The following is a 16,808-nucleotide window of genomic DNA, read 5'->3' on the forward strand; positions in this document are numbered from 1 at the left end:
ACGCCTGAACACTGGCTTAAAGAGCCAGTGTTCACGTATTCCGCCATGTGACAATAACGTAAGCAGAACGGTATCGACTAGGTTGCGATGGAAGGTCCCGCACGGCTCGCGAGCGATTTGGGAGGGAATCCTAGGACGCGAGCGGACCTTGGAACACGCTGGTGAGTATGTTGACATCAATATTGCCGCCACTGATGACAAGCGCGATGTTTCGTCCGCCTATGCGGTCGGGGTACTCGCAGGCCGCAGCGACCACCATGGCACTGCCAGCCTCAACCGCAAGCTGTTCCTTCTCGATCATGAACTTGAAGGCGTCGACGATGCTCTCCTCCGAAACGAGGATGATGTCGTCGACCAGGTCGGGCAGCATTTCGAACGAGATCTCACCAATGCCGCCCACGATCGCCTCGCAGACCGTCTCGCCCTTGGTTGGGTAGCGGCTGTAACAGACGCCGTCGCGAAGCGCATCAGACATGGCGGGACAGGCCTTCGTCTGAACGCCAATAATGCGGACGTCAGGGTTTACGGACTTCGCGGCAACGGCAATGCCCGTGATGAGGCCGCCGCCGCCAATGGGCGCGACGATGGTGTCGATCCGGGGATTCTGCTCCATGATCTCGAACCCTATGGTCCCCTGCCCCTCATACACTCGAGGATCGTGCTCGAAGGGGTCGACGTAGAACATCTCGGCGCGGTCGATGTAGTTGATTCCGAGCGTCAGGGCCTCGTCGTAGTCGGCGCCAAGCATCATGCTGCGAGCGCCGTAGTAGCGAATGCGATCGGTCTTCGCGTGAGGTGTGCCAAGCGGCACGACCACGGCGCAGTCCCGTATGCCCAGAGCCTTGGCCGCCATGGCGACGGCCACGCCATGGTTTCCGGTCGAAACCGTACCGACTCCGCTTGCCTTTTCGCACTCGCTGAGCTGGGAGATGGTGTTCAGGGCTCCGCGAATCTTGAAGCTCCTGCCCAGCTGCTGGCTCTCAAGCTTGAAGAAGTAGCGGCGGTCCTCGTCGTCGAGGTAGATGGATTCCTCAAGAGGGGTTTCGCGAATGTAGTTGCGAATGCGCTCGCGGGCATCACGCACGCCCTGCGCGGTAAACCACTCCTTCATGCGCCGCTCCTTCGTAGCCCGAAAAATGTACAACCACTAATCTAGCGCATAAAAATGCAAAAGATAACCAATAGCGTTCAGATAATCAGCTTGCGGTAGCACATCTTGACGAAAGAGACTCAATCGTCAGCAATCGTCGCCGTCCCTGCGAGAACGCTTGCTCTCCTGCTCTGCGATCGCTTCGGCGGCACTACGTTTCCGCCTGCGGCGGCACTCACGAAAGAATGAGCGAAGAACGTCAGCACATTCATCCTCAAGCACGTGTGGCGTGACCTCAAAGGCATGGTTCAGACGCTCGTCGTGACTCAGGTCGAAGAGCGTGCCCAGGGCCCCGCCCTTAGGGTCGCCGGCGCCATACACGCAACGGTCGACACGCGCGTTGACCATGAGCCCCGCGCACATCAGGCAGGGCTCGAGGGTCACGTATACGGTGCACCCCGTCAGGCGCCAGCGGTCCAACTTGCGAGAGGCGCCCAGCATCGCCAGGAACTCCGCGTGCGCTGAGGGGTCTCGGTCGGTCTCCCGGCGGTTGTGCGCCCGGGCAACCACCTCGCCACCGCACGCCACCACCGCACCGATGGGCACCTCGCCCTCGCTAGCTGCGGCACGAGCCTCCTCGAGCGCGAGGCGCATGTACTTCTCGTCCAGCGCGGTCTGAGCCTCAGATTGGGCGTCCCGGCGGAAGGCGTCAGAATCGACCATAAGCGTCTTCTCCGTTTCCGTTTGCATCCTTATGAGGTAGGATATATCCACTCACGTCCTTGGAGGGATGGCAGAGTGGTTGATTGCAGCGGTCTTGAAAACCGTCGAGCGCGAATAACGTTCCGAGAGTTCGAATCTCTCTCCCTCCGCCATAATTGCTCGCGGGCCGCCTAGGGCGACCCGCTTTTTTGTTGTATTGGGTGACATATCCGCCGGGTATACTGTCGCTATGACTCCGAGAGCGAAACCCGCGCGGCGGACGCGTAGGTAGAAAGGGGCACAAATGGCACTCATCATCGTAGTCATCGTTCTGGTCGTACTCGCCGCCCTGCTCGTCTCGCTGTACAACGGCATTGTCACCAAGGACAACCGCTGCGACAACGCGTGGCAGACGATTGACGCGCAGCTTCAGCGTCGAAACGACCTCATCCCCAACCTGGTCGAAACTGTCAAGGGCTACGCGGCACACGAGTCTGGCACGCTCCAGGCGGTCACCGAGGCGCGCGCGGCCGTCGCCAACGCGGGTACCCCTGAAGAGAAGATGGAGGCCTCCAACCAGCTCTCCGGAACGCTGAAGACGCTCTTCGCCGTTGCCGAGGCCTATCCCGACCTCAAGGCGAACACGAACTTCCAGCAGCTGCAGGAGGAGCTCGGCCAGACCGAGGACAAGATCAGCTACGCGCGCATGAGCTTCAACGACTGCGTGCTCGAGTACAACAACGCGATCGAGACCTTCCCGGGAAGCCTTGTCGCCAGCCTCTTTGGCGGCGGCAAGTTCAAGACCCGTGCGGGCTTCGAGGTGGCAGACGCCGCGGCGCGCCAGGCTCCGCAGGTGAAGTTCTAGCCGCGACGCAGGCACACGCGTCGCCGCGCGCTTCGTGGGGCGCGACCGACAGGGGGGGCATCGACCAGGTCGGTGCCCCCCTTATTGGTGGCGGTTGCAGTCATGCACCAAGTGCCAAGCACCAGGTGTCCCTGGCGATGCGAGCCAGGTGACCGGAGGGCACCCAGGGAGAAGTGCCTCGCCCCTCAGGATTGGAGGCCCTTCTCCCCAAGCGCCGCCATCGTCACCTCGCCTCGCGCCTGCGCCTCAGAACCCGACGCAGCTTCAAGCAGAGCGCGATCGCCGCAGCCGCGTCCAGGACCGCAATGACTGCCATCACCGGCGAGGTTCCCCTCGTCTTGATGGGCCTGTCTATCGTCGCCACGCCCGCCTGCTCAGCCGCGTCGTTGTAGTCAAGGTTGCACGCGCGCGCGTTGAGCCAGACGTAGATTACGTCCTTGGTGGCGCGCCGCAGGTTGCTCTGGAAGTTCGCGGTGTTCGTGGGCAGGGCGAACGAGCCGTCGGCAAACACGCCGTCCATGTAGAGGCTGCCACCCGCGCGCAGCATCTGGTCAGCGTTCATGTATGCATGGTGGTCGCTGTAGTCCGTAATGACCGAGCCCCTGAAGCCCCACTCCCCCCTGAGCACGTCGGTCAGCAGGGCGTGGCTTCCACCCGCCCAGATTCCACCGATGCGGTTGTACGAGCTCATGATGCCGGTCGCATGTCCCTCCTCCACGGCAATGCGGAAGGGTTCGAGGTACAGCTCGCGCAGCGACTGCTCGGTCAGCCAGGTGTAGAGCGAGTCCCTGTATGAGTCCTGCTCGTTCAGCACCAGGTGCTTGAGGTAGCAGAACGTTCCGGTCTCGTCGGAGCCCTGGATGGTCGCGGCGGCCATGCGCCCGGACAGCAGCGGGTCCTCCGAGTAGTACTCGTAGTTTCGCCCTCCAAGCGGGCTGCGGTGGATGTTGCAGGCCGGCGCATACCAGCCATCGATCCCCAGCATCGCGCACTCCATTCCGACGGCTCGGCCGAAGTCGTGCGCAAGGTCCTGGTTCCACGTCTGGGCCAGGGTGGTCGGGTTGGGGAAGCCGACGCCATACGTCAGCTGGTTGAACGACGACGCCTGAGAAGAGCCGTCCAGCTCCTTGGTGCGCGGCTTGCCCACCGCGTCGAGCTTCGCGGAGTTCGAGTAGCCGTGGAGCACCAGGTTCAGCATGTCCCTCTGCGAGAGCTGGTCGAGCACGAGGTCCCAACGCTCGTCGTTGTAGTCGCGACCCAACGCGCGACCAAGGTCGGTGAGCTTGCCGTTCTCGCACAGGTTGCAGGCCCCGGCACCCAGCGAGTTCGTACCCTGGGATGCCACGTCAACGGCATCCGCGCCCTCTCCGGAGCGGTCCTGCGCATACGCCTGTCCAGAGTCATAGCGATTGAACAGCTTGAGGGAATCGGGCATTTCTCGGTCGTCCACACGCATGCGGGGGAACGTCCCCTTGAAGTCCGCGCGAGAGAGGTACGTGATGTTCGCGCCCGTGGTCCTTCCGTCAACCGAGATACCCGCCTCGGAGGCGTCCCCGGTAAAGCGGTTAGTGACCTCGGCGCCCGACGCGGGGTCGCCCTGCAGCTTGATTCCCTTGGCCACCCTCACGCTGCTGCGCGCCCCCTTGCACGGGGCGAGCGTGTGCGCGTCGCGCTTGAGCTCGAGGCAATACTCGCCCGGCTCGAGCTCATAGCCACAAAACCCGTTGTGGTTTGCGTCATAGCAGTCGTACGACGCCATGTCGCTCACCCTGACCGAAAGCGTCACGTCCTCAGACGCACCCGGCTGGAGCAGGTTGGTCTTCTTGTAGTCGCACAGCTCCGTCGAGGACTTCTCGATTCCGCCGGGCGTGTAGGGGCTGGTGTAGTAGAGCTGCACCACATCTTTTCCCGCCACAGAGCCCGTGTTGGTGACGCGGACGGTGATGCTCAGCGTGTCGTCGGCGCCCACGCGCGCGCCGCGGGCGAAGGAGCGGTCGACGACCTTCCAGTCGAACGAGGTGTACGAGAGCCCGTAGCCAAACGGATACTGGACGACGCCGTCGTACCCCGTGCCATAGGCGTCGTTCACGTCGCTCCAATAGCCCTCGGCGTCAGCCGTCTCGTACCACCGATAGCCGACGTATATGCCCTCCGCGTAGTCGACGTAGCGCACCGCGTCGTACGGCTCACTGGTTCCCACATTCGAGTTCGTCGTTCCGTCCGCAGGATAGAATCCCCGCGCGTTGAGGTAGGAGCCCTCGCCGTCCGCGCCAGAGTTGACCCAGCTCGCGTTGGTCTCGAAGCTGTACGGGTAGGTGTCGGTCGTGCGCCCGGACGGGTTCACGTCGCCGTAGAGCGCCTTTACCACGGCGCTCGCCGCACTGGTGCCCGTCGTTCCCACGAGCATGCAGCTGTCGACTCCGTCGATGCTCTCGACCAGCCCAAGCTCCATGGGGTTGGTGGAGTTCACCAGCACGATCACCTTGTCGTAGTTGGCCGCGACGTACCTTATGAGCGCTTCCTCCTCGGGGGACGGCTCGAGGTACTGCCTGCCCGCGACCTCCCGAGGCGAGCCGCCACGCTCGTTCACACAGTACTGGGCACGCGGGCAGTCGATGCTCTCCCCCGCCACGCGCGACAGCACGACGATGGCCGTGTCGGAGTACTTCTTCGCGTCATTCAGGACCTGGTCGCTATAGACGGTCTTGTCGTCCATGCGCGGTTCGCAGAGCTGGCAGAAGTCGCGGTCATGGCTGTTGAGCGACCCGGCGCTCAGGTTGGCCCGCTCGCCCTGGAAGCTACGGTAGGCATTCGCGAGCTCCTCGTTGTACGAGACGCCGTAGGCCGTGAGCGCGTCGAGGAGGCCGGCAGACTCGCCCGCGACGCCGCCCGAGCCGGAGCCTCCCGAGACCCACTGCGTGGAGGCCCAGCCAAAGACGTTGACCTTAGTGTCGTCCTTGGAGAGCGGCAACGTCTGGTTCCTGTTCTGGAGAAGAACGAGCCCCTCGGACTCGACGTCCTCGGCAAGTTGGGCGTCTCGCGCCTGTTGGGCGTTCAGCTCCTCCCTGGACACGTCGACGCGATCTGACCCCAGGTACGAGTCGATCGTCTCGCCATACATGACGGCGACGACGTTCGCCGCAACGACCGCGACCAGCAGCAGACCGCCCATGGCCCTCACCACGACCCTCCGCACACGACCCTTTTCTGCCTTATTCTGCACGCCATGCCCCAAACTTGCCGAAACTGCATCGCCACCATTCTAGGACGGCGGCACCCCTTGCAACCAATGCGGAAGCACTTCTCGTCCCGTGAACAGCCTCGCAGCGGTCTCGCATCGCAAGTGAGCGAGACCGCGTAAACAAAAAGCCCGCCTGAAATACAGACGGGCATCTTGCTTGGTCTAGCCGAAGGCTGCTTTGCGCGGGTCTTGTCGAGGCTTAGGCAAGAAGAGCCTTGACGGTCTCCTCGAGGTCTGCGGCGGTAAGCTTGAACTCAGCCTGCAGCCAGTCGGCGGTGCCGACCTGACCGAAGGACTCGGTCACGCCATGGCGCTTGAACGGCACGGACACGCCAGCCTCCATCAGACAGGACGCGCATGCGTCGCCGAGGCCGCCGATGACGCCGTGGTTCTCGAAGGTGACGACGGCCTTCTTGCCCGCAGACTCGGACAGGACCAGCTTGGCGTCGAGCGGCTTGATGCAGAACATGTCGATAACCTCGGTGGAAATGCCCTGCTTCTCGAGGCTCTCTGCAGCCTCGAGCGCATCCCTGAGCAGCTGGCCGGCAGTCACGATCAAGACGTCAGAGCCCTGCCTCACAACGTTGCCCTTGCCAAGCTCGAAGGTGGAGCCCTCCTCGTAGATCTTGTAAGAAGACTTGCGGCCGGTACGGAGATAGTGGACGCCTTCGGTCTTGGCGAACTCGCGAACGACCCACTCGGTCTGGACGGGGTCCGCGCCGTCGACGACGACGGAGCCGGGGATGGTGCGCATCAGGGCGACGTCCTCCCACGTGGTGTGCGTGCCGCCATTGGCGCCGACGGTGAAGCCAGGATCGGAACCCCAGATGTTAATCGTGTTGTGGGCGTAGGCACCAGACAGGTAGACCTGGTCGAAGCAGCGACGAGAGGCGAAGGGGCCAAAGGTGTGCGTGAAGGGGATGAGGCCCTCGGAGCTCATGCCAGCAGCCATGCCCATCATGTTGGCCTCAGAGATACCACACTCGAAGAACTGCTCGGGCAGCTCCCTCTGGATCTTGAGGGTGCCAGAGGCGCCGCCGAGATCAGCCTCGAGCATAACGATGGACTTGTTGTCCTTCATCATGTCGATCAGGGTGTCGACGATGGCGTCACGGTAGGGCCTTCCAGCGGTGCCCCAGTCCTCAGCGAGCTTAAACATTACGCCTCACCCCTTTCGATCTCCTCGTCAAGCTTGGCGATAGCCTCATCAGTGGCCTTGTTGATCTCGTCGTTGTTCCACTTCATAGAGTGGTTGGAGACGGCCTGCTCGAAGTAGGGAACGCCCGCGCCCTTGATGGTGTCGAGGACGATGCAGTTGGCAGTCTCAGCATTCTGCTTGGCGACGTCGATGGCGGCGTCAATGGCCTCGACGTCCTGACCGTTGACAACCTGCGTCTTGAAGCCGAAGGACTCCATCTTCTTGGCAAGGTCGAAGTTGTACATGACCTCATCAGTGGTGCCGTCGAGCTGTTTCTTGTTGTCGTCAATAAGGACGATGCAGCGGCTGAGCTTCTTGGCGGCGAGGTACTGGAAAGCCTCCCAGCACTGGCCCTCGTTGAGCTCGCCGTCGCCCACGAACAGGTAGGTGTAGTTCTTGGAACCCTTCACGGCAAGGGCCTGGGCTATGCCCACGGCCTCGGAGGTTCCCTGGCCCAGAGAGCCCGTCGTGGCGTCGACGCCGGGGGTCTTCAGGCGATCGGTGTGAGACGGAAGCCTGGTGCCACCATCGTTGAGGGTGTTGAGCCACTCCTTAGGGAAGAAGCCGCACTCGGCAAGCGTCGAGTACATGACGGGACCAGCATGACCTTTGGAAAGGACGACGCGATCGCGCTCGTCCCAGTGGGGATTCGAGGCGTCATACCTCAGCTGCTTGCCGTAGAGAACCGCATAGGCCTCGACGAGGGACAGGGAGCCGCCGACGTGACCATAGCCACGATGCTGGAGCATCGAGAGAACGTCGCGACGCACCTTGGCAGCAAGGAGCTTGACGTTCTTGAGTTCCTTCTCTTCCACTTTTCACTCCTTCGCATATCGATACTCAAAAAAAATAAGCCGGACACCAAGGCGTCCGGCCAAAAGTGACGACCAAATCTTAGCCCAGGTGCTCGGCGAGCTTAGCCTCCAGCTCCGCCTTATCAAGAATATTGCTCAGAACGATCTTCTGCTCGTCGGGGATGTTAGAGATGAAGTCACCAAGGTCGGCGCCGACGACGAAGAGGTCCGCGGCGGTGGGGTTGATGTCGGAAATGGTGGTGTGATCGACCTCGATCTCGGGGTGGCCGAGCTTCTTGACCGCTTCCTCCGTGTTCATGTGAACGATGAGCGAAGAGCCGAGGCCAGAGCCGCAGGCGCAGATGATCTTGCGAATTGCCATGTTGTTCTCCTTCTTTGGCACGATTGCCACCCCGTTGGCAGCATGTAAGAACATTGAATAGTCTACCCACTTTGCTCTGAGCGCGGTCGTAAATGCGATAGACGCACAACTTGGCCCGGCATACGAACCGGAGCCGAGCCCAAACGGCCCGACCCCGGTGAACAGCTCGCTTGTTGCCCTTAGCTCAGGAGACTAGGCCTCCTTGGCCTCCCTCTTGGGAGCGACGAAGTTGTAGATGATGGGGAGCAGATAGACAACCACGCAGATGGCAACAAGGACGCCACCCTGAGCGAAGTTGACCGCGTTACCCCAAACGATGCCCATCCACGAGAAGTCAGCATCCGAGAAGGTCGTGCCGACGTAGCCCAGAGCGCTGAAGACAGGCATGCAGATCATGGGCAGGAAGGTGATGAGCAGGCCGTGGGCGAAGGAGCCCGCAACGCAGCCCTTCAGGCCGCCCTCGGCGTTGCCGAAGACGCCAGCGGTCGCGCCGCAGAAGAAGTGGGGCACGACGCCGGGGAGGATGAGTGCCACGGGGATGGCGGCGTTGATGCCGTTGAGGATCAGCAGGCCAACGATGCCGCCGAGGAAGGAGCACAGGAAGCCGATGATGACGGCGTTAGGTGCATAGGTGAAAGCAACGGGGCAGTCCAGTGCGGGCTTGGCGCCGGGGACGAGCTTGTCGGCAATACCCTTGAAGGCAGGAACGATCTCGCCGATGATCAGGCGGACGCCCGAGAGGATGATGTAGACGCCACCCGCGAAGCTCATGCCAGCAGTGAGCGCCCAGACGACCCAGTTGGTCGTGGTCTCGGTGCCAACGTTCAAAAGCTCACCGCAATTGGCAACGGTGATGCCGTAGGGCTCGAGAATCTCGGCGGCTGCAGCGGCATCGGTGCCAGCGGGAACGAGGCCGAGCAGGCCCTTACTGACAGCAACGCCCACGACGATGAGGAAGAAGACCATCATCGTGATGGAGATGGAGACGGTGGTGTCACGCAGGAACACAAGGCGCTTGGAGAAGTTGATCTCCTCGGTGCTCTTGCGGTTGGGGTCGTTCGCGAACAGCTTGCCGACCAGGCCGGAGAACGCGTAGCCGATGCCGCCAAAGTGGCCGAGCGCGACGCCGTCAGAGCCAGTGACCTTGCGGAAGGTAACCTGGCAGTACGCAGGCGAAAGCACCATAATGAGGCCGAGCAGGCAGCCGCCAGCGATGTAGAGCTGGATGCCCTCGAGGTGGCCGGCGCCGCCGAGGATGACGGCAAGCATGCACGCCATGTACAGCGTGTGATGGCCGGTCAGGAAGATGTACGGCATGCGAGAGAAACGAGCCAGAACGATGTTCAGGACCATGCCGAGGGCCATGATGATGGCCGAGCTGGTGCCGAAGTTCTGAAGCGCGTCCGCAACGACTGCCTCGTTGTTGGGAACGACGCCCTGCATGTTGAAGGCGTAGTTGAAGAGCTCACCGAAAGCGAGCAGAGAGCCGGTCTGCAGGAAAGATGCGCCGGCAGACAGAACCAGGAAGCCAACGATGGTCTTAATGGTCCCCTTGATGACGTCCTCCACGGGCTTGCCCTGGAGGCAGAGGCCGAGAAGGGCAAGAAGGCCGACGAGAATAGCCGGCGTAGACAGAATGTTGACTATAAAGTCGAGTACTGCCATGGTTCCCCCTTTACTTTGCGTTCTTGCTACATTCCTATTTTCATGACTTCCTACGGCATCCCCGTTTACGCCGTGGGGAAGTCCGTGAATAGGCGATAGACGTCGTCTGCCGTCTGGGCAGTTGCGACCTTCTCGATGTTGCCCGGATCGGCGAACATCATCGCGAGGGTCCTCATGACGTCAATGTGCGAGTCAGAGTCCTCGGCGGCCAGCGTCACGAGAACGCGGCAGGGCTCGCCCGGCTTGAACTCGGCACCCTCGCGCAGGACCGTGACGGCCAGCTGCTTCTTGAGGACCCCCTGTTCGGGACGAGCGTGAAGGAGTGCAAGGTCGGGCACGAGAACGAAGTACGGGCCCATCTCGTGGGCGTTCTGAATGATGCCGTCAATGTAGGCTGGCGTAACAAATCCCCCATCGACAAGGGGTTGCACGGCCACGTGTACGGCATCCTCCCAATCGATGCAGGACTGAACGATCTGCACGTTCTCGCGCTTGAGCATCTCTTCCATTGCGCTCATTCGAGCCTCCGTCTTTCTTGAGCAACTTAGTGTTTGGGGACGATTTGTGGATTGACACATAGCTCAAACCGTACACTTCAAATAACAGTCACATTCTATTCCAGTTTTTTCCAGTTTTGCAAGAACGATTTGTGACAAATCTTCCAGATTGTTCCAGAATTGGATTAGGGAAGTGTATTTTGAGCAAGCTAAGCCCAAGGACGACCCGCAGCAATAAGCCCGCGAAAGAGGTCCGCCGTGTTTCGCCGTGAGAGACGCCAAAAGATTCTCGACATTGTCCGTCGAGAAGGCCATGTCGAGGTCGAGAACCTCGCAAGGCTCTTTGGCGTGGGCGTCGACAGCATCCGCAAGGACCTGCAGGACCTCGCAAAGGCCGGCAAGCTCATCCGCGTCTATGGCGGAGCGACACGCCTCGATGACGAGAAGGACGCGCGCTCCAGCTCGCACGCCAAGCACGCACCGCATGCCTCTACGAACGCGGCACATGCAACGGATGCGCAGGGCGACGTCTCCCCAGACATCGACGCCCAGCGGCTCGGCCAGGGCAGCCAGGCCAACTACCTCGCCCGACTTGCAGTGGCAAGGCGCGCCTACCTAGAGATAAACCCTGGGGACTCGGTCTTCCTCGACGTCTCGAGAACCAATGCGATTCTTGCCCGCTTGATCGCCGAGGGCGACAAGAAGGTCATCGTCACAACCAACATGATCGACATTCTGCGGACGCTCTCCAACCTTCCCCATGTCACCGCACTCGGAACCGGCGGCTACCTCAACGTTCAGCTCAACGGGTTCGTGGGGTCCGCGACCGTCAGTTTGCTTGAGCCGCTCCTGTTTGCCAAGGCGTTCATAGGCGCCAGCGGAGTGGACCTCGACCGTGCCGCAGTGACTTCGAACAACATCGACAGCGGCTCGGTCAAGGAGCGCGTCATCCACAACGCCTCGTACAAGTTTCTGCTGGCAGACGAGGCCAAGTTCAAGTTGCGCGGAGCATATCGCTTTGCGTCGCTTTCGGACTTCTCCGCGGTCATCACCGACGCCCAGGACCCTGAAGTCCTTCGCAAGCTCCAGATGCTTGCCATTCCGACCCTCCGCGCCCTTCCTCCCCTTCAGTAAGAAACGGGCCCGACGACTTCGGTCATCGAAGCCCTCACGTTGCTAAGTGTCAGAAGCACGAGCGCTAGGCACGAAGCGTCGTGCGCCCGTAGGCGCGCTCCCAGTTGGCCGAGAACTCGTCGACCGCAAACTGGGTGCCCAGGTGGGCAACGAGGTTCAGGGCGACATCGGGCGGGAGCGTCAGCGCCTGCGCGCCAGCGGCGATGAGCTGGTGCGCCTGGTCGACGTTCTTGAACGAGGCCGCAAGCACCTTGGTGTCGGAGTCCTGTATGGCGAGCATGTCGATGAGATCGATGACGTCTTGGACGCCGTTGCCATAGTTGCACATGCGATTGACGTAAGGGGCCAGGTAGTTTGCTCCGTTATGCGCCGCCATGAACGCGGCATCAGAGCTGTAGATTGCCGTGGCGAGCGTGGGGATGCCCTCCCTCGCGCACTGCTTGATGGCCTTGAGACCCGGATGGGTGACGGGGATCTTCGTGTAGATGTTCTCGGGTCGCAGCTGGGCGATGTAGCGCGCCTCGTCCATGATCGACTCATAGTCCGTCGCGACGACCTGCACGAAGAGCTTCTGGTCGGGGCGAAGGTAGTCGATGATGTCCTGAATCGCCTGCTCCGCAGGCTTTCCGGTCTTGGTGAGGATGGTTGGGTTTGTGGTTACACCCTGAACGTTCAGGATGTCATCGCACTCCTTAATCCCGTCGAGGTCCGCAGTGTCGATGATAAGCTCAAACGAATCCATTGCACGCCCTTCTCAAAACAGCCCGACGGCCAAGCCGCCCACAGAACGGCCCCATTGTAATCGCGGCAGCAAGGCGTCCGGCAGGACCAATCGGCGACGGTATTGCATGCGAATATGTGCGCCTTGGAAGCTTCGGAGACAATCGCGGGCAAGGGCGTGTACAATACGGTTTGCCTTGCGCACACACCGCACAAGGCCTTTCGATACCGAAGAGAAGGGGCATTGATGAAACCTCGACCTCACAGTCGATGACCCCCGGTGTGTCCTAGTTGGTTGCGCCGCGGGGTAACCCAGGCCGTCGCGCCACGCGCGGCACAGTTCGCATATACCAACTAAGGAGTTCGCATGATCTATCTGTCCCAGCTGCTGGGCAACCCCGTTTATGACCTCAATGGCGAGCGCATCGGTCGCGTGAGCGACCTCGGCATAGCAACGGGCGAGGTATTCCCCCGCGTGACGGCGCTTGCCGTGCAGGGTCCCGCAAACACTCCACTTATGATCTCGTGGCGCAAGTACGTGGATGAGTTCGACGAGGACGAGATCACCCTCAAGGTGGTCGCAACCGACATCCGCTTCTCGTACCTACAACCTGATGAGGTCCTCATTGCGCGAGACCTTCTCAACAAGCAGATCGTCGACACCCGAGGCATGCGCGTCGTTCGCGTAAACGACCTCAAGCTCTCGGATACCAGCTCTTCTCAGCTTCGCCTGCTGGGGGCGGAAGTCGGCGCGCGTGGACTGCTACGCACGCTGTCGCCGCACCTTGAGGCCGCGGCCCTCAAGGCCGCAAGGGCCCTGGGCAAGCCGATGCCCGAGAAGATCATCGCATGGAACTACATGGACCTGCTGGACCGAGACCTTTCCAACGTAAAGCTCTCCGTCTCGCACAAGACGCTCGACGAGCTCCACCCCGCCGACATCGCGGACATCCTCGAGCGCCTGGACCCGCGCCTGCGCGGGCAGGTCTTTGCGCAGCTCGATGACGAGCAGGCCGCCGAGGCCATGGCCGAGTTTGACGACGACGCGATGGCCGCGGAGATCATGGGCGACATGGAGGAGCTCGACGCGTCCCGCATGCTCTCCGAGATGGACCCCGATGACGCAGCAGAGCTGGTCAGCGAGCTTGACTACGAGAAGGCCGAGAAGCTCCTGCGCCTCATGGGCGTCAAGGAGCAGAAGGCCATCCGCCAGCTGCTGGGCTACAAGGAGGACACCGCCGGACGAATCATGACGTCCGAGGTCGTCTCCATTCCGGAGGACGCGACGGTAGCCGAGGCCATCGAGCGTCTGCGCAACCTCGACGAGGACTTCGAGACCGTCCACTACATATATCTTGAGGATGACGAGAAGCGCCTGACCGGACTTGTCACCCTTCACAGGCTGGCCGTCGCCGAGAGCAACGAGCAGCTTCGCAACATCGCGATCGACGACGACCTGATTACCGCAAGCCCCGACGACGACCAGGAGGACGTTGCCGAGGACATCGCCAAGTACAACCTGATGGCAATGCCTGTCGTCGACGACAACAGGCGCCTGCTGGGTATCGTCACCGTCGACGACGCACTCGACGTCCTCGAGGAGGAGCACGCCGAGGACCTTCAGATTGCCGGTGCGAGCAACAGCGACGGCGAGCGCGACGGAAGCTCCCACGACATCGCCTGGCTCATCCGCCGCAACCTGTGGTTCTTCATCTGGATCGTCGCCGTCTGCATCCTGTCTGTGGCCTCGGCTCCGAGGGTTGCCCTTCTCAACGTCCTGCTGAGCTGCATGGCGCTGCCCGTCGCCGTCGTGCTGGCTGACGACTCCATTAACTATGTCACCAACTTCTTCCTCGAGAACGACCCCGACGACGACTCATCCCCCTCGTTCCTAGGGTTCTCGCTCAAGAGCATCGGGCTGGGCATCGTGTTTGGCGCGGTCGTCGCTCTGCTGGTGACCGTGTTCGACAAGATCGTGTTTGCTGGAGCAGGCGATCTCGAGCTGTCGAGGGCCATCCTTTCGGGCTTCATCGCCGCAGGCGTCTCGACCGTCGTGTCGTTTGCGCTTTCGCCCGTGTACCTCTGGATTCTTCGCACGCGTGACGAGCGTAACGAGGAGACCTCGGGCTTCACGCTCTCGTGCGTCGCCATGCTCGTCGCGGTCGTCGTGTTCGTCCTTGTCGCGGCATTCGGCATGGGCCCGGGAATCCTGCTGGTGTAGCCATGGGAAGCAAGCGCAAGCAGGTCGAAAAGCGGCCGCACACCAAACTTGACCCCAAGCTCGTCCTGGGCGCAATGGGCCCGGGCATGGTCGCCGCGCTGGCGGGAGCCGATGCCGGCGGCGTGGCCACCTACTCGAACGCAGGCGCTCTCTTTGGCTTCGGCCAGCTCTGGACCGTACCGGTAATGTGCTTCCTGCTCATCGTCGTGCAGGAGACCGCGGCACGCATGGGCTGCGTCACAGGCAAGGGCTTCGCATCGCTCATTCGCGAGCGCTTTGGCATCAGGGTCTCGGCCCTGGCCATGCTTGCGCTTCTCATCTCGAACACCACCGTCACGCTCTCCGAGTTCGCTGGCATCGCGTCGGGCATGGCGCTCTTTGGCATTCCCGTATATGTCTCCGTCCCAATCTCGGCGCTGGCTATCTGGCTGCTCACCATGAGTGGTTCCTATCGCCGCATCGAGAAAATCCTGCTTGCCATCTCGTGCGCGTTCGTGACCTACGTCGTTGCCGGCTTCATGGTCAAGCCGGATTGGGGCGAAGCCGCACGCGCGACGGTCATCCCGATGATCTCGGGTGACCCCAGCTATATCTCCCTGCTTGTCGCAAACGTCGGCACCACCATCGCGCCATGGATGATCTTCCTGGCCCAGTCAAACGTCGTCGACAAGAACGCCGACGAGGAGGACCTTCCCTACCAGCGCATCGACACCGTGACCGGAGCGGTCGTGGCAAGTGCGATCTCCTGGTTCATCATCCTCGCGACCGGAGCGGTCCTTCATCCCGCGGGTGTCGCAGTGAACGGCGCCGAGGACGCCGCCGCGGCACTGGCTCCGCTTGCCGGCCCGCACGCGGAGGCGCTCTTCGGCACGGGCCTCATCGGCGCGTCGTTCCTCGCAGCCTGCGTACTGCCGGGAATCACCGCAAGCGCCGTCTGCGAGGCATTCGGCTGGGAGCGCGGCGCCGACCGCAGCTGGCAGGACGCGCCCGTCTACCGCAGCCTAATCACCATCATCCTGGTGATATCGGCAGCCGTGGTGCTCGTCCCCAATATCAACCTGTTCGGCATCATGATGGCCGCCCAGGTGATCAACGGCGTGCTTCTGCCCGTTCTTCTGCTTTGCATGGTAATCATCGCGGCTGACCGCCACATCATGGGACAGAACGCCAACGGTCGAGCCTGGACCGCGCTGACCTGGTTCACCATCATCGCGGTGACCATCCTCACCGTCATCATGTTCGTGCTTCAGGCTATGGGCTTCGGAGCGTAGCGAAGGCTCTTCTCGCCTACTTGCTCGCCTTCTTGTACTCGTCCATAAACGAGCCGAACATTCCGCCCATCTTGCCCAGCTGTCGTCCGACTGATCTTGCGGCCTTGTCGGATGTGCTGCTGGTCTTCTTCTTGGGACTGACACCCTTCTTGGCAGTCGGCCTCTTCGCCGCGGGCTTGCCTGTGGGGGCATAGGTGGTCACCTTGGAGGATCCTCCCTTGAGCTTGACGGGCTCGGCGGCTGGAGAGACCTGCACATTTCCCGCCTTTGCGGAGGGCATCTGCTCCTCAGGCTCAGCTGTGGCATCGCTGAGGGCACGCTTCGCCTTGCCGAGGGCCTTTCCCAGTGCGAAGGAGCCCTTGTCTACGGCCTTGGCCGAGGCGGCGGACGCCTTGGCGACAACCTTCTGGCCACCCTGCTTAACGCGAGCGTAGCCCTCGCCCGCCGCCGCCGCAACGCCACCAGAGAGCTGCAGGCTCGGCGCCGCGTCGTCGACGATCATCCAGCCATCGCGATAGCCCTTGAGCATGTCGACGGGAATCTCGAGCTGGCCGACGAGGGACTTCGCCACGCTACCGTCGCCGACGCACAGCTTGCGAACAGCCCCCGTCCGCTCGTCGAAGATGCAGTCGCCGACGTAGCCAAGCTGCTTGCCCGACTCCGTCTGGCAGTCCATGCCGGTCCACATGATGCAGCGGTCCCAGTCGAGACCAAGGCGGTCTCGGGCGGCCTGCTCCAGGGTAGCCTCCCCTTCGTTCAGGTATACGTAGTCGTTCTCGATGCGATACGAGTCGAACGCCATGAACAGGTCGGGTCTCTTGACGACGCCAACCATGTCGGGCTGCATGACCTGGAAGCCCACGACGCGGCGGCCATCAGGCGAGAAGACGGCCATGTGCATCCTGCCCAGGCGAACGTCCTTCGTCTTGCCTTTCCGGTCGACCTTCTTCTTGAATACCTTCGCGCCAATCAGGTTGGAAACCCTCTGCATAACCGCTCCAAATCAAAAAGGGAGCGCGGTGCCAGCG

Annotated in this window: 14 protein-coding genes and 1 tRNA gene; 5 read left to right on the forward strand and 10 right to left on the reverse strand. The window is 61.9% G+C overall.

Annotated features, from left to right (window positions below; translation table 11 throughout):
* Positions 1–130: 130 nt before the first annotated feature.
* Together B5D13_RS05135 and tadA are read right to left on the reverse strand one after the other, a co-directional pair.
* Positions 131–1,111 carry a threonine ammonia-lyase gene (locus B5D13_RS05135; protein WP_078687263.1) on the reverse strand — a complete coding sequence of 327 codons (981 nt, stop codon included), beginning with the start codon at positions 1,109–1,111 and terminating at the stop codon, positions 131–133.
* Positions 1,112–1,237: 126 nt separating this feature from the next.
* Positions 1,238–1,813 carry a tRNA adenosine(34) deaminase TadA gene (gene tadA, locus B5D13_RS05140; RefSeq protein WP_078687401.1) on the reverse strand — a complete coding sequence of 192 codons (576 nt, stop codon included), beginning with the start codon at positions 1,811–1,813 and terminating at the stop codon, positions 1,238–1,240.
* 61 nt (positions 1,814–1,874) lie between these two features.
* Between tadA and B5D13_RS05145 the strand changes: the two genes are divergently transcribed.
* Positions 1,875–1,965, forward strand: a tRNA-Ser gene (locus B5D13_RS05145).
* A 131-nt stretch (positions 1,966–2,096) separates the two neighbouring features.
* The gene (locus B5D13_RS05150) at positions 2,097–2,657 is read left to right on the forward strand and encodes a LemA family protein (protein WP_078687264.1); all 561 of its coding nucleotides are present in this window, start codon (positions 2,097–2,099) and stop codon (positions 2,655–2,657) included.
* A 223-nt stretch (positions 2,658–2,880) separates the two neighbouring features.
* Here the strand turns inward: B5D13_RS05150 and B5D13_RS05155 are convergent, their stop codons facing one another.
* The 6 genes from B5D13_RS05155 to B5D13_RS05180 all read right to left on the reverse strand — a co-directional run bounded on the left by B5D13_RS05155 (position 2,881) and on the right by B5D13_RS05180 (position 10,455).
* The gene (locus tag B5D13_RS05155; RefSeq protein WP_078687402.1) at positions 2,881–5,829 is read right to left on the reverse strand and encodes a beta-glucosidase; all 2,949 of its coding nucleotides are present in this window, start codon (positions 5,827–5,829) and stop codon (positions 2,881–2,883) included.
* A 268-nt stretch (positions 5,830–6,097) separates the two neighbouring features.
* Positions 6,098–7,057, reverse strand: coding sequence for a transketolase family protein (locus B5D13_RS05160; protein ID WP_078687265.1), 960 nt, complete (start codon positions 7,055–7,057; stop codon positions 6,098–6,100).
* Complete coding sequence (locus B5D13_RS05165; RefSeq protein WP_078687266.1) at positions 7,057–7,911, reverse strand: transketolase; 855 nt, start codon at positions 7,909–7,911, stop codon at positions 7,057–7,059. The genes B5D13_RS05160 and B5D13_RS05165 overlap by 1 nt, the downstream gene beginning before the upstream one ends.
* Positions 7,912–7,990: 79 nt before the next feature.
* Positions 7,991–8,272, reverse strand: a complete 282-nt coding sequence (locus tag B5D13_RS05170; RefSeq protein ID WP_078687267.1) for a PTS sugar transporter subunit IIB — start codon at positions 8,270–8,272, stop codon at positions 7,991–7,993.
* 192 nt (positions 8,273–8,464) lie between these two features.
* Positions 8,465–9,937, reverse strand: coding sequence for a PTS ascorbate transporter subunit IIC (locus B5D13_RS05175; protein WP_078687268.1), 1,473 nt, complete (start codon positions 9,935–9,937; stop codon positions 8,465–8,467).
* 65 nt (positions 9,938–10,002) lie between these two features.
* On the reverse strand, positions 10,003–10,455 hold the full coding sequence (locus B5D13_RS05180; RefSeq protein WP_078687269.1) for a PTS mannitol transporter subunit IIA: 453 nt from the start codon (positions 10,453–10,455) through the stop codon (positions 10,003–10,005).
* Between the two features lie 237 nt (positions 10,456–10,692).
* Between B5D13_RS05180 and B5D13_RS05185 the strand changes: the two genes are divergently transcribed.
* A complete protein-coding gene (locus tag B5D13_RS05185; RefSeq protein ID WP_078687270.1) occupies positions 10,693–11,568 on the forward strand; it encodes a DeoR/GlpR family DNA-binding transcription regulator in 876 nt (291 codons plus the stop codon).
* A 64-nt stretch (positions 11,569–11,632) separates the two neighbouring features.
* Here the strand turns inward: B5D13_RS05185 and B5D13_RS05190 are convergent, their stop codons facing one another.
* Positions 11,633–12,310: a transaldolase family protein gene (locus tag B5D13_RS05190; protein WP_078687271.1), complete on the reverse strand. Its 678-nt coding sequence runs from the start codon at positions 12,308–12,310 to the stop codon at positions 11,633–11,635.
* 345 nt (positions 12,311–12,655) lie between these two features.
* Between B5D13_RS05190 and B5D13_RS05195 the strand changes: the two genes are divergently transcribed.
* Positions 12,656–14,509: a magnesium transporter gene (locus B5D13_RS05195; RefSeq protein WP_078687272.1), complete on the forward strand. Its 1,854-nt coding sequence runs from the start codon at positions 12,656–12,658 to the stop codon at positions 14,507–14,509.
* Between the two features lie 2 nt (positions 14,510–14,511).
* Positions 14,512–15,780: an Nramp family divalent metal transporter gene (locus B5D13_RS05200; protein WP_078687273.1), complete on the forward strand. Its 1,269-nt coding sequence runs from the start codon at positions 14,512–14,514 to the stop codon at positions 15,778–15,780.
* 16 nt (positions 15,781–15,796) lie between these two features.
* On the opposite strand, the gene B5D13_RS05205 is transcribed toward B5D13_RS05200, so the two are convergent.
* Positions 15,797–16,771: a PRC-barrel domain-containing protein gene (locus tag B5D13_RS05205; RefSeq protein WP_078687274.1), complete on the reverse strand. Its 975-nt coding sequence runs from the start codon at positions 16,769–16,771 to the stop codon at positions 15,797–15,799.
* Between the last annotated feature and the right edge of the window lie 37 nt (positions 16,772–16,808).

This window comes from Olsenella sp. KH1P3 (assembly GCF_900167315.1).
In the GTDB taxonomy this organism is placed as follows: domain Bacteria; phylum Actinomycetota; class Coriobacteriia; order Coriobacteriales; family Atopobiaceae; genus Olsenella_J; species Olsenella_J umbonata_A.

What these genes read in the sequence shown, in the direction of transcription:
- B5D13_RS05150 (WP_078687264.1), top strand. Translation starts at nt 2,097, where the DNA reads ATGGCACTCATCATCGTAGTCATCGTTCTGGTCGTACTCGCCGCCCTG.
- tadA (WP_078687401.1), bottom strand. Translation starts at nt 1,813, where the DNA reads ATGGTCGATTCTGACGCCTTCCGCCGGGACGCCCAATCTGAGGCTCAG.
- B5D13_RS05190 (WP_078687271.1), bottom strand. Translation starts at nt 12,310, where the DNA reads ATGGATTCGTTTGAGCTTATCATCGACACTGCGGACCTCGACGGGATT.
- B5D13_RS05170 (WP_078687267.1), bottom strand. Translation starts at nt 8,272, where the DNA reads ATGGCAATTCGCAAGATCATCTGCGCCTGCGGCTCTGGCCTCGGCTCT.
- B5D13_RS05160 (WP_078687265.1), bottom strand. Translation starts at nt 7,057, where the DNA reads ATGTTTAAGCTCGCTGAGGACTGGGGCACCGCTGGAAGGCCCTACCGT.
- B5D13_RS05180 (WP_078687269.1), bottom strand. Translation starts at nt 10,455, where the DNA reads ATGAGCGCAATGGAAGAGATGCTCAAGCGCGAGAACGTGCAGATCGTT.
- B5D13_RS05205 (WP_078687274.1), bottom strand. Translation starts at nt 16,771, where the DNA reads ATGCAGAGGGTTTCCAACCTGATTGGCGCGAAGGTATTCAAGAAGAAG.
- B5D13_RS05200 (WP_078687273.1), top strand. Translation starts at nt 14,512, where the DNA reads ATGGGAAGCAAGCGCAAGCAGGTCGAAAAGCGGCCGCACACCAAACTT.
- B5D13_RS05175 (WP_078687268.1), bottom strand. Translation starts at nt 9,937, where the DNA reads ATGGCAGTACTCGACTTTATAGTCAACATTCTGTCTACGCCGGCTATT.
- B5D13_RS05135 (WP_078687263.1), bottom strand. Translation starts at nt 1,111, where the DNA reads ATGAAGGAGTGGTTTACCGCGCAGGGCGTGCGTGATGCCCGCGAGCGC.
- B5D13_RS05155 (WP_078687402.1), bottom strand. Translation starts at nt 5,829, where the DNA reads ATGGGCGGTCTGCTGCTGGTCGCGGTCGTTGCGGCGAACGTCGTCGCC.
- B5D13_RS05195 (WP_078687272.1), top strand. Translation starts at nt 12,656, where the DNA reads ATGATCTATCTGTCCCAGCTGCTGGGCAACCCCGTTTATGACCTCAAT.